Genomic DNA, 11,350 nt, shown 5'->3' with positions numbered 1-11,350 from the left:
CTGGCTGAAAATTGCAGGCCGCGAACATGCGGTGCATCGTCGTGTGTCGTCCTCGTTCTCTTCCTGTCGTTGTCTTGTTTTTGCCTGGCGTCAGAAGCGCTCGTGCGGCGCCAGGTAGCGCCACTGGCCCGGCTGCAGCCCGGCCAGCGGCACGCGACCGATGCGGATGCGCCGCATCGCGAGGATGCGCAGGTCCACGGTGTCGCAGATGTTGGCGATCTGCCCGGGCCGCGCACCCTTGAGCGCAAAGCGCAGGCCGGTCTGGTCGTCGGCCTGGCGGCCGATGCTCACGCGCGCGGGCGAACGCTCCAGCCGCGCCAGCACCTCGGGGCTGACGGCGCCGGCCACGTCGACCATCACTTCGTGTTCGAGGATGCCCGCGTCTTCCTGCAGCTTGCGTTCGATGCGGAACTCTTGCGTGTAGACCACCAGCCCGCTCGCGCCGGTTTCCAGCGGCGTCATGCAGTGCTGCCCCTTGGCGTGCACCGGCAGAAAACGCTGGCCGGCGCGTTCGGGCTCGTGGTGGTTCGCGGCCACCAGCAGGCGGTGCGCCACATCGGTTGCCATGCCCGCCGGCTTGTACAGCAGCAGCGTGACGGGAACGATCGGCTCGGGCTTGGCACCGGCTTCGATCTCTACTTTCTGGTGCGGCTGCACGCGCGACTGCGGCAGCAGGGCGGGCACGCCGTCCACGCGCACCGTGCCGTTCTCGATCAGCAGTTCGGCTTCGCGCCGCGACACGCCGGCCATCGCGGCCACGCGCTTGGCGAGGCGGATGCCTTCGTCTTCGGGAGAGGGGTTGTCGTTGCTTCTGTTGTTCATCGGGGCGCAGTCAGTTGCCGGATGCGCGCTACGTGCGCGGCCAGCGAGCGGGCCGCCACCGGCCACATGCGCTCGGGCACGTCGTCGTAGGCGAGCGGCAACCACTCTTCGGGCGTGCCCTCGGGCAGTTTCTGCATGGCGGCGGCGATCTTGGCTTCGCGCTTGAGGCGGTGCGCCTTCAGCATCGCGATGGCGGTGCGGGCAAAGCCGATCACGTAGCCGTGCGCGGGCAGGATGAATTCGATGCCACCCGCTTCGCAGGCCGCGTCGAGCGCGTCGAGCGAGCCCAGGTACGCGTTCATGTCGCCGTCCGGCGGATCGACCACGGTGGTGCTGCCGTTCAGGATGTGGTCGCCGGAGAACAGCAGGCCGTCTTCTTCGAGCACCAGGCACAGGTGGTTGGCCGCATGGCCGGGCGTGTGAATCACGCGCAGCGTGTGCGTGACGGCTTCGCCGTCGGCGGTGCTGCCCGACAGCACGAGGCGCTCGCCGTCCTTCAGTTCGCGCTCGGCGGTGAAGCGTGCGGACGAGCGCGCGGTCGGTGCGGACGACAGCCCCAGGATCGGCGGCTTCGCGCCCTTGCACAGCGCCTGCAGCGGCGCGGCGCCCGGCGAGTGGTCGGCATGCGAATGCGTGCACACGATCATGCGGATGTCGCCATGCGTGGCGCGCCACAGCCGGCCGATGTGGTCGAAGTCGTTCGGACCCGGATCGATGACGATGTAGCCCGTGGCCGCGTCGCCGACGATGTAGCTGTTGGTGCCCGGGCCGGTCATGGCGCTCGGGTTGGGCGCGGTCAGGCGCATCACGTTCTTGAGCAGCGGCACGGGGTGCTCGCTCTGCCAGTCGAGCGCATGCGCGATCTGGCCGTCGGGGCACACCAGCGCGAGTTCGCCGTAGGGCGAGTCGCTTTCCATGTAGCGCGCGTCCTCGCCCTTGAGCAGGCCGGCGCGCGGGCAACTGGTCCACAGCGGGCCTTCGCCCGCGCCACCCGGGCCGCCGCTCGCGCAGGCCGCGAGCACCGCGTCGACGGTGGCATATGCGGCCATGCGCTGCAGCGTGCGCACGGTCGGGAAGATCATGAAGAACGTGCCCGCGTCGTGGCGCGCGAGCGCATCGGCCGGACGCACCCAGCAGGGCTCGAACTGCTCGCTCTCGTCGGCCGTGGGCGTCTGGCCTTCGGGCATGCGCGCGACGAGGAAGGGCACGTCGAAGCGCTTGGGCAGGTCGCGGTCGGTGATCCAGTGCGCGAAGGTGAACACCTTGTCGGAGTCGAGCACCAGGCCGTGGGCCGCGCACTGGTCGGCAAAGGCGGTGCCCGCGGTGTCGGTGCGGTCCATCGCGGCGATGTCGTCGGCGCTCACCGGGCGGCCGTCGGCATGGTGCGCGAGCAGGATGCCGAGTTCTTCAAAAGCCTCGCGGATCGCTGCAATGGCTTGCGTGCGCTGCACGCGGCTCTGGGTGGGGCGGCGCGTGGCGATGCGCTTGGCAGCCTCGTCGGCTTCATCGATGTGACCGCCGGGAAATACGTATGCGCCCGGCGCAAAGCTGGCGGTGGCCGAGCGGCGCGTCATCAGCACTTCGATGCCGGCGGGGGTGTCGCGCAGCAGCAGGATGGTGGCTGCCGCGCGCACGGGCGCGGGCTCGCGTGCGGGGTGGAGTTGTTGGGTGGAACGGACCATGGGGTGATTATGGAGAGCGGTGGCCACGCCCGTGTGTCGGGCATAAGCTCAGAGTGATTCGGGCATGAGCCGCGCGCCACAATTCGCGCTCGCATTGCTCGCCTCGAAGAAAGACAGACATGGCCCATTCTCCCTTTTCGCTCCGTGCCCTGTGGCTGGCAGGTGTCGCGTTGTGTGTCGCCACATCGCCCGCCGCCTTTGCCCAGCCCGAGTGGCCGCAACAACCCGTCACATTGATCATGGGTTTCCCCGCCGGTTCGGGCGTCGACGTGGTCGCACGCACCATCCAGGAACCGCTGTCCAAGCAGCTGGGGCGGCCGGTCATCATCGACTACAAGTCGGGTGCCGCCGGCAACATCGCCAGCGAGTACGTGGCGCACGCCAGGCCCGACGGCTACACGCTGTCGTTCGGCACCGCGGCCACGCACGGCAGCAACGCCGCGCTCTATAAAAAGCTGCCCTTCGATGTCGAAGCCGACTTCGTTCCCGTGGCGCCGGTGCTCGACGTGTCGAACGTGCTCACCATCAATCCGGACGTCATCAACGTCAAGACATTGAAGGAGTTCGTGGCGCTGGTCAAGGCCCATCCGGGCAAGTACAACTATGCGTCTACAGGCAACGGCGCGGGCACGCACATGGCCTTTGCCGAGTTCAATTCGCGCCTGGGGCTGGACATGGTCCACGTGCCCTACAAGGGCGGCCCCGAGGCCATCACCTCGGTGGTTCGCGGCGAGACCTGTTGCATCATGAACCAGGTGCAGACGGTGCTGCCGCACTACAAGGCCGGCAAGGTGCGCCTGCTGGGCGTGACCACCGCCACGCCGGTGCCGGCCGTGAAAGAGGTGCCCACCATCGCATCGAGCGGGCTGCCCGGCACCAAGGGTTTCGACAGCTCGATCTGGTTCGGCATCTTCGCGCCCAAGGGCACCGACCCGCAGATCGTCGACAAACTCAACGCCGCCGTGAAGGCGGTGCTGGAGCAGCCCGAGATCCGCGAGCGCTTCGAGAGCCAGGGCAACACCGTGCGCATCGAGTCGCCCGCGCAGTTCAAGAAGACCGTGCACGCCAACCGCGTGAAGTGGGCCGAGGTGGCGAAGGCCGCGAACATCAGCATCGACTGACGGCCACCGATGCCGGCCTCCGCGGGCCAGAGCGCTACAGCGCCTTGGTCAGCGTGAGGATGAAGCGCGCCTTGTTCGGCGAGTAGGTCTGCTTGCCGAAGGTGCCGAAGCCCAGGTCGTAGCCTGGGTTGGACACGGCCGCATACGCGTTCTGCTTGTTCGCGCCCTGCACCGAACCGGCCAGCGACAGGCCATTGCCGAAGTCGTACGAAGCGCCGATGTTGTAGTCGACATAGCTCTTGTAGCCCAGGCGGCGGATGTCGCTCGACATGTTCGTGTAGCCCACCGCCGCCTTCAGCGTGACCTTGGGAAAGATCTCCTTGCTGTAGGCCAGGTTCAGGTAGCCGGTGTTGGTGCCCTTCAGGCCCGAGCCGCCCTTGTTGCCCGCAAGATTGAAGTAGTCCTTCGAGACCGTGTGCGAGTACTTCAGTGTGAACGAGCCGATCGTCTCGTCGGTGTAGCTCGCGCTGCCGTACAGCTCCGTCGTGTTGCCCGCCGAGTTGCCCGGATAGAGGTACGTGAGCGCGCCCACGTCCATGTCGAGCGGGCCGGCCTTGAACTTGTAGCCGCCGTAGATGTCGCTCTCGAGGCTGTTGCCCTTGAGCCAGTTGACGCTCGAATTCCAGTTGCCCACGTAGAAGCCGCTCTCGCCGAAGGCGTAGTCGAAGCCGCCCTGGATGGCGGGCTTGAAGCCCCGGGTCTTGGCGTAGTCGTTCTTGCCCAGCATGTCCTGGTCCTGGCCGCGAAACTTGTAGTCGGTGGTCAGCGCCACGTTGCCCGTGAGCTGTGCGTTCGCCAGCATCGGCAGGGCGGCGAGGGTGGGGAGAACGAGCACCGGCAAGGCGATGCGAAGGAGGTGTTTCATTGAAAGAAATCGCTAACGGATAGAGGAGCCGGCAGCGTAGAAGGACGGGTCTAAAAGCCGCGTAAAAAATGAAGGTACGGGCGCAAAATTTCTGATCGGCGCTGTCGATCCGGGCATGCGCCGTTCGACTACCAGGCATGAACACCTCCATCGCCTCACCCTCCGCCGCGCGCCCGACCACCACCACGCTGGTCCACGACGCGCCCGATCCACGCCGCTGGAAAGCACTGGCCGTGCTGTGCGCGGCCTACTTCATGGTCATCCTCGATTCGCAGATCGTCATCCTGGCGCTGCCGTCCATCGAGCGGGCGCTGGGCTTCTCGCCGGGCCATGTGCAGTGGGTCATGAGCGTCTACCTGCTGAGCTTCGGCGGCCTGCTGCTGCTCGGCGGCCGCATGGCCGACCTGCTGGGGCGGCGGCGCATGTTCATGCTCGGTACCGGCCTGTTCCTGGTGGCCTCGCTGGGCTGCGGGCTTGCTGCCTCGCCACGGGCGCTCATCGTGGCGCGCGTGCTGCAGGGCGCGGCGGCGGCGGTGATGTCGCCTTCGGCGCTGTCGATCCTCATGACCACTTTCACCGAAGGCTCGGAGCGCAACAAGGCGCTGGGCATCTGGTCGGGCATGGGCGGCGTGGGCGCCACGTCGGCGCTGCTGGTCGGCGGGCCGCTGGCCGATGTGCTGGGCTGGCCGTGGATCTTCTACATCAACGTGCCGGTGGCGGGCGCGGTGATCTTGCTGTGTCCGATGTTGCTGCGCGAAAGCCGCGCCGACGAGCGGACCCATCCGCGCCGCTACGACCCGGCCGGCGCGCTCACCATCACGGCCGGCCTGATGCTGCTGGTGTACGCATTCGTCGAGGCACCGACGGCCGGCTGGCTCGGTGCACAAACGCTGGGCGTGTTCGCGGGTGCCGTGGCGTTGATTGCGCTGTTCGTGCTGATCGAGGCGCGCTCCGCCGCGCCGCTGGTGCCCTTGTCGATCTTCCGGTCGCGCACGCTGGTGGGCGGCAACCTGCTGATGCTCGTGCTCGGCATGACCGCGTGGGGCGTGGGCACCACGGTGTCGCTCTATGCACAAAAGGTGCTGGGCTATTCGGCGCTGCAGTTCGGCCTGGGCACGGCGGTGCTCACGGTGATGGCGGTGGTCGGCTCGACCTTCGGACAGGGTTTTGTCACGCGCGTGGGCTTTCGCCGCGTGGCCATGGCCGCGATGCTGCTGCTTGGCGCGGCGAGCCTGCTGCTCAGCCGCATCCGCCTGAACGGCACCTACTTCGGCGACATCTTCCTCGGCCTGTTCATCTTCGGCGCGGGGCTCGGTGCGTGCGCCGTGGCGGGGTCGATCGCGGCGCTGTCGGGCGTGGGCAAGGGCGAGGCGGGGCTCGCCTCGGGCATCAACACGGCCGCGTTCCAGCTGGGTGGTGCGTTCGGTGCCGCGGCCGTGGCGACCGTGGCCGTGTCGTTCGCCGCGGCGCAGTCGGTGCCCGCGCTCCATCGCGGCTACCAGGCGTCGTTCATCGCCTGTGCCGTGTTCGCGATGGCCGGGCTGCTCGTGGCATGGCGGCTGCTGCGACGGCCACCGATGCCACCTGCCTAGACGCCGCCTAGGCGCTGCCAGGGTCGGCAGGCGAAGGCGCGAAAGGAGAGGGCAGCGTCTCAGTGGGAATATCCGTTGCGGGGTACTGCCACAGCGGATGAATGTCGAAGTACGAATCGAAGAGGGTGCTGTTCTTCAGGGTAGCGACCGCGGTCTGAGGGATCGGCACGTTGAAGGGCCTGACAGTGAAATCAGGCTTGCCGGTTTCCGGCGCGGCGAGTTTGTAGATTTCGCAGGAGCCAGGGTCCATGCCATCGTTCCTCACGATGTACTGGACCGAAGGCAGGTACTTGTGCGTGGGAGAAACGGTCATTCCGCACGCGATCAAGAAGTCGATGAGGTAGTTGGTGTCTTCGATCTGCGACATCCGAAGGTACTCGTTGTCGGTGTATGCGGACGCGTAGTCGAGGCACACGTCCACGCCGAACGGCACGCCGCCGAGCGGGTCGTTGTCGAAGCCCTTGAACTCCTTCCCGTCCGCGTAGTACGCGGCGGTCGTTGTCGATTTCTGCTGAACAAGGATGTTGAAAGCCGGCAGGACTTTCGCAGGACTCAGCCGGACTTTCCAGTAAGCGCGCCCGGCCTTGCTGACGGAGGTTCTGTTGTACGTGTCGAAGTCGATCCCCGACACATTGCGCTTGGGCCACATCGCGATCGGTCGGCTGCCATCGGGGTTGGGCTTGCTGAAGTTGTCGATCACCAGCACGTAGTTGAGTGCCTCGTAGCCCGGCAGGTCCTTGTCGGCAACGGGCGCACCGGCCGGTGCAGTGGCCGGCGTGGTGCCATCGATCTGCTTCATCAGCACTTGCGCGGTGCCCGGCAGCAACGCCAGCTTGCCGTACTGCTCCTGCGGAAAGAGCGCGATCAGTGCGCGCACGTGCTTCTGCACTTCGGTGACGCAGGTGTTCGAGAAGACCTTGATGTCGGCTTCGTTCTTCACCGCGTCCCAGTTCACATTCCAGAAAAACTCTGGCACCACGAAGTAGCAGAGATCGGACTCGGCGCTCTTCTTTGGGAGGCCCGCGGTCAGTGCATCGCGAAGCAGATCGAACTTCTCCTTCAAGGCGCGCTGCGTGTAGGTCTTGATGTCTTCGTTCGCCGCCCGTTGATTAAGAGGTGGCCTGTACGTCGGGGTTTGCAGGTTGAGAACGCGCACGTTCTTCACTGCCTTTTCCACCGGCTTGGGCGGTGGTGCATCGACGGGCGGTGCTTGCACCGCGACAGGTGCGGGCGCGGGCACAGGGGCTGGCGGTGCCGCCTCCATCGCGGCCTCTGGCGCGGGCTGTGGCACGGTGGCTGCGGGGGCGAGGGGTGCCTGGAAGCCACCGCCATTGCCACCACCGCCGCACGCCGTCAGAAGGGCGGTGGACCCCAGCGGCAGGGCCAGCCCGGCCCTCAAGAGTGAACGGCGCCGCGTTCCTTGCGCAGGCGATTTCCCCGAATCGGATTCGTGTTGATGAGCCATGTAGGCGAACTCCCTGATAGTTGGACAAGTGCATCGAGTGCAAGCCGCTTGCGCAACATCTGTGCCACATGACACGGGAGGGACATGCAACGAGGTTGCATTGGGGCCGAAGCCCGGTCAGCGGCGCGCCGGCATCGTCATCGCAACCACGCCCGCCACGATGCACGCCAGCCCCAGCCACGCGGTGGGCGCCAGCACTTCGCCGAGGAACACCACGCCGATCATCACGCCGATGGGCACGCGCAGGTACGCCTGCGCGGCGGTCGACATCGGCCCCAGCGTCTTGATGAGCCGGAAGTAGATGGTGAAGGCGAGCGCGGTCGACAACACCGCGAGCGCCAGCACCGCGCCCATCGACGCGGCCGAAGGCGCCAGCGTCCAGGGCCTGTCGATGGCGATGCTCGCGGGCAGCAGCATCGCGGCACCGCTCAGCAACGAGCCGGCGGCCGGCACCATCGGGTCCAGCCCCTTGAACACGCGCCCGAACATCGCGGCGCAGCCGTAGCAGACCGCCGCCGCCACCAGCCCGAGCTGCGCCAGCAGCGAATGCCCCAGCCCGTTCAGCGCCTCGACGCCGACGATCAGGCAGATGCCCGCCAGGCCCGCGCCGACGCCGAACAGCCGGCGCAGCGTCGGCTTTTCCGCGCCGCCCATCCCCAGGCCCAGCAGGAAGATGAAGATCGGCGAGGTCGAGTTGAGGATGGTCGCCAGGCCCGCGTCCACGCTGCGCTCGGCCCACGCGATGAGCGTGAACGGCAACACGCTGTTCAGGCACGCCTGCAGCATGAAGCGGCCCCACATCGCGGGCTCGGCCGGCAGCTTCACGCCGCGCATGCGCAGCACCGCGAGCAGCAGCGTGCCGGCGATCAGCGTGCGCGCCGCGATCAGCGTGACCGGCGGAATGGTCGCGACGCCGATCTTGATGAAGGTGTACGAGGCGCCCCAGCAGGTGGCGAGCACCGCGAGCAGGGCCCATTCGAAGGCGGGTTGAAAAGAGGTCGGACCTGGCGTTGCGCGAAGGGGTGTGTGCATGGTGCACCGATCATCGCGAGGCCGTGCGGGCGACACTTCGGCCCGGAGCGAAGCGTGGATGCAGTCAGTGGCCGTGCGAGTGATCGTGCGCGCGCAGGCCGTTGGCGCCGCCATTCAGCAGGCTCGCCAGGTCCACCTCCTGCTCGGCCGCCGCACCGGCGATCACGCGCTGTTCCAGTTCGTCGAGGTGCTCCAGCGCCACCGCGAGCGCGGCATCGAGCGACTTGCCCATCAGCGCCTCGATGATCTGCTCATGCTCGCGCGGCGCGCAGCTCGCGGCTTCGGCCGAGTCGTAGAGCGCCTTGTACAGCTCGGTGTTCGAGATCAGCCGCTGGATGTACGAGAGCAGTTCGTCGCTGCCCGCCATCTGCGCCAGCAGCAGATGAAAGTCGCCGGCCAGCCGTATCGCGTCTTCGCGCCGGCCTTCCTTGAAGGCCTTCTGCTCGGCTTGCACATGTTTGCGCAGCGCGGCGACCTGGTCGCGCGCGAGCTGGCCGAACAGCGTGGTGATGAGGCCCGCCTCCACGATGCGGCGCGCGCGGTAGATGCCGCGCATGTCGTCGATCGAGGGGTTCGGCACGAAGGCGCCGCGGTTGTGCTCCAGCACCAGCCGCTTTTCGGAACCCAGGCGCGCCAGCACCTTGCGCACCGCGCCGCGCGTGCAGCCCAGCGCCTCGGCCAGCGCGCGCTCGCGCAGCGGCGTGCCGGGGCGCAGCTTGCCGCTCAGCAGCGCCTTCGACACCGCCGCGTAGACGCGCTCGTCGACGTTGGCGTCGTCTTCTGCTTCGACGTTCGCATCGGGCTTGGCGGCAGGGGCGGTGGCGGGGGGGCGGCGGGTGGCGGAGGGCATGGGCAGGCGGGGCGAACAGGGCGTTGGGGCGCTTTCGGGCCGTGGGGCGTCCGGATTATTGCCTGCGGCCCGTCGCCTAAGGGAAAGCCCCCGGATTGACGCGGCCCGCCCGGCTCCGTACCATTCGCGCCGTTTGGTTAACCAAAATAAATGTATATGGTTAACCAAAATAGAGCGAATTTCAAACATGAATTTCAAACCAACCCCCAATCGAGGCTCCCGATGAAATCCGTCAAATGGCTGGCCGCACTGCCGGTCGCCGCCTTCTTCAGCGGCGGGTGGCTCTCGGCCATCGCGCCCACCTTCGTGCTCGGCATGCCCTTCCTGATGGTGTGGAACGTCAGCTGGCTGGTGCTGACCTCGCTGATCATGGTGCTCATCGACCGCGCCGAAGGCGACCTCGATGCCCCCACCGCCACCGGAGACGCGCGATGAACGCCGCACTGGGCGTGATCGCGCTCTTCGTCGTCGGCGCGCTGGGCCTGGCGGTGCTCGCGCGCCGCGGCCGCACCATGAGCCTGGAGCAATGGGCGCTGGGCGGGCGCGGGCTGGGCGCCATCATGGTGTTCCTGCTGATGGCGGGCGAATCGTTCTCCACCTTCACCTTTTTGGGCGCGAGCGGCTGGTCGTACAGCAAGGGCTCGCCGGCTTTCTACATCCTGGCCTACGGCGGGCTGGCCTACCTCATGGCCTTCTGGATGCTGCCGGCCATCTGGCGCTACGCCACTGCGCACAAGCTGGTGTCGTTCTCGGACTTCTTCGCGCACAAGTACAACAGCCGCCCGCTCGGCGTGCTGGTGTCGATCGTCGCGCTCATGGGCATGGTGGCGCTGCTTACCATCCAGCTGCGCGGGCTCGGCATCATCGTGTCGGAGGCCTCGTACGGCTCCATCGCGCCGCAGGTGGCGATCTGGATCGGCACCGTCGTCATGGTGTCGTACATCCTGTTCTCGGGCATCCACGGCTCGGCCAGCATCGCCATCGTGAAGGACGTGCTGATCCTGGCGCTCGCGGTGTTCCTCGGCATCTACCTGCCCTGGCACTACTACGGCGGCGTTGCGCCGATGTTCACGGCCATCCATGCGGCCAACCCCACCTTCTTCGATTTTCCGAAGGAAGGGCTCAACCTCACCTGGTACAACTCGACCATCCTGCTGACCGCGCTGGGCTACTACCTGTACCCGTTCAACCTGACCTCGGTGTATGCGGCCAAGAGCGCCAGCGCCGTGCGGCGCAACACCATCCTGATGCCGCTGTACCAGGTGGTCATCGCCTTCCTGTTCCTGGTCGGCTTCGCGGCCATCCTGCAGGTGCCGGGCCTCAAGGGCGCCGAGGTCGACCTCGCGCTGTTCGGCCTCGTCAAGCACACCTTCGATCCGTGGTTCGTCGGCGTGATCGGCGGCACGGGCGTGCTCACCGCGCTGGTGCCGGGCTCGATGATCCTGCTGACCGCTTCGACGGTGATCGGCAAGAACGTCTACAAGGAAGGCTTTGCCCACAACGCGACCGACAAGCAGGTGTCGCGCGTGGCGCGCGGCGTGCTGCCGGTGTTTGCGCTGGTGGCCGTGTACTTCGTGCTGCGCGGCGGCGCCACCATCGTGTCGGTCGCCATCTTCGCGTCGAGCCTGCTCACGCAGCTCTTGCCCTCGCTGCTGTTCAGCCTGATGAAGAAGCCCTTCGGCAACAAGCATTCGGCCTTCGCGGGCATCCTCGCGGGCGGCGCGGTGCTGGCCTTCATGATGACCACCAGCTCCAACCTGGGCACGCTGTTCCCGGCCGCGCCGGTGGTCTTCAAGTCGCTCAACATCGGGCTCGTGGCACTGGCGACCAATGCGCTGGTGTTCGTGATCGTGGCGCTGTTCACGCGGCGCGCCGTGTCGCCAGCCACCGCGGCACAACCGGCCTGATGCCCTTCAACGAA

General features: G+C 67.1%; 10 protein-coding genes. 4 read left to right on the top strand and 6 right to left on the bottom strand.

From position 1 onward, the window contains the following. Window positions 1-90: 90 nt before the first annotated feature. Window positions 91-822 (bottom strand): RNA pseudouridine synthase, encoded by a 732-nt coding sequence (locus ACGLHS_RS18460; protein ID WP_394481992.1) that lies wholly within the window; start codon window positions 820-822, stop codon window positions 91-93. Continuing rightward, window positions 819-2,504 (bottom strand): MBL fold metallo-hydrolase, encoded by a 1,686-nt coding sequence (locus ACGLHS_RS18455; protein ID WP_394481990.1) that lies wholly within the window; start codon window positions 2,502-2,504, stop codon window positions 819-821. Before ACGLHS_RS18455 ends, ACGLHS_RS18460 begins: the two co-directional genes overlap by 4 nt. A 119-nt stretch (window positions 2,505-2,623) precedes the next feature. Here ACGLHS_RS18455 and ACGLHS_RS18450 point away from each other — a divergent pair, with 119 nt between their 5' ends. Beyond that, on the top strand, window positions 2,624-3,625 hold the full coding sequence (locus ACGLHS_RS18450) for a Bug family tripartite tricarboxylate transporter substrate binding protein (protein ID WP_394481988.1): 1,002 nt from the start codon (window positions 2,624-2,626) through the stop codon (window positions 3,623-3,625). A 34-nt stretch (window positions 3,626-3,659) separates the two neighbouring features. On the opposite strand, the gene ACGLHS_RS18445 is transcribed toward ACGLHS_RS18450, so the two are convergent. Next, window positions 3,660-4,490, bottom strand: coding sequence for a TorF family putative porin (locus ACGLHS_RS18445; protein ID WP_394481986.1), 831 nt, complete (start codon window positions 4,488-4,490; stop codon window positions 3,660-3,662). 137 nt (window positions 4,491-4,627) lie between these two features. Between ACGLHS_RS18445 and ACGLHS_RS18440 the strand changes: the two genes are divergently transcribed. Then, window positions 4,628-6,082 carry an MFS transporter gene (locus tag ACGLHS_RS18440; RefSeq protein ID WP_394481984.1) on the top strand — a complete coding sequence of 485 codons (1,455 nt, stop codon included), beginning with the start codon at window positions 4,628-4,630 and terminating at the stop codon, window positions 6,080-6,082. Between the two features lie 7 nt (window positions 6,083-6,089). Here ACGLHS_RS18440 and ACGLHS_RS18435 read toward each other — a convergent pair whose 3' ends face one another. From ACGLHS_RS18435 to ACGLHS_RS18425, 3 genes are all read right to left on the bottom strand, one after another. Next, complete coding sequence (locus ACGLHS_RS18435) at window positions 6,090-7,481, bottom strand: hypothetical protein (protein WP_394481982.1); 1,392 nt, start codon at window positions 7,479-7,481, stop codon at window positions 6,090-6,092. A 183-nt stretch (window positions 7,482-7,664) separates the two neighbouring features. Next, complete coding sequence (locus ACGLHS_RS18430; protein WP_394481980.1) at window positions 7,665-8,579, bottom strand: DMT family transporter; 915 nt, start codon at window positions 8,577-8,579, stop codon at window positions 7,665-7,667. 64 nt (window positions 8,580-8,643) lie between these two features. Then, window positions 8,644-9,429, bottom strand: a complete 786-nt coding sequence (locus ACGLHS_RS18425; RefSeq protein WP_394481978.1) for a GntR family transcriptional regulator — start codon at window positions 9,427-9,429, stop codon at window positions 8,644-8,646. Window positions 9,430-9,651: 222 nt separating this feature from the next. On the opposite strand from ACGLHS_RS18425, the gene ACGLHS_RS18420 reads away from it, so the two are divergent. After that, window positions 9,652-9,864, top strand: a complete 213-nt coding sequence (locus tag ACGLHS_RS18420) for a DUF3311 domain-containing protein (protein ID WP_093244801.1) — start codon at window positions 9,652-9,654, stop codon at window positions 9,862-9,864. Further along, window positions 9,861-11,336 (top strand): sodium:solute symporter, encoded by a 1,476-nt coding sequence (locus ACGLHS_RS18415; RefSeq protein WP_394481975.1) that lies wholly within the window; start codon window positions 9,861-9,863, stop codon window positions 11,334-11,336. Before ACGLHS_RS18420 ends, ACGLHS_RS18415 begins: the two co-directional genes overlap by 4 nt. Window positions 11,337-11,350: the final 14 nt, after the last annotated feature.

It is taken from the genome of Variovorax sp. VaC1, assembly GCF_043658315.1.
GTDB lineage: Bacteria > Pseudomonadota > Gammaproteobacteria > Burkholderiales > Burkholderiaceae_C > Variovorax.
Note: the sequence above shows the minus strand (reverse complement) of the source record. Positions and strands in the feature narration are given on the sequence as shown.

Coding starts and splice junctions, on each gene's coding strand:
- ACGLHS_RS18460 (WP_394481992.1), bottom strand. CDS start 822: ATGAACAACAGAAGCAACGACAACCCCTCTCCCGAAGACGAAGGCATC.
- ACGLHS_RS18455 (WP_394481990.1), bottom strand. CDS start 2,504: ATGGTCCGTTCCACCCAACAACTCCACCCCGCACGCGAGCCCGCGCCC.
- ACGLHS_RS18450 (WP_394481988.1), top strand. CDS start 2,624: ATGGCCCATTCTCCCTTTTCGCTCCGTGCCCTGTGGCTGGCAGGTGTC.
- ACGLHS_RS18445 (WP_394481986.1), bottom strand. CDS start 4,490: ATGAAACACCTCCTTCGCATCGCCTTGCCGGTGCTCGTTCTCCCCACC.
- ACGLHS_RS18440 (WP_394481984.1), top strand. CDS start 4,628: ATGAACACCTCCATCGCCTCACCCTCCGCCGCGCGCCCGACCACCACC.
- ACGLHS_RS18430 (WP_394481980.1), bottom strand. CDS start 8,579: ATGCACACACCCCTTCGCGCAACGCCAGGTCCGACCTCTTTTCAACCC.
- ACGLHS_RS18425 (WP_394481978.1), bottom strand. CDS start 9,429: ATGCCCTCCGCCACCCGCCGCCCCCCCGCCACCGCCCCTGCCGCCAAG.
- ACGLHS_RS18420 (WP_093244801.1), top strand. CDS start 9,652: ATGAAATCCGTCAAATGGCTGGCCGCACTGCCGGTCGCCGCCTTCTTC.
- ACGLHS_RS18415 (WP_394481975.1), top strand. CDS start 9,861: ATGAACGCCGCACTGGGCGTGATCGCGCTCTTCGTCGTCGGCGCGCTG.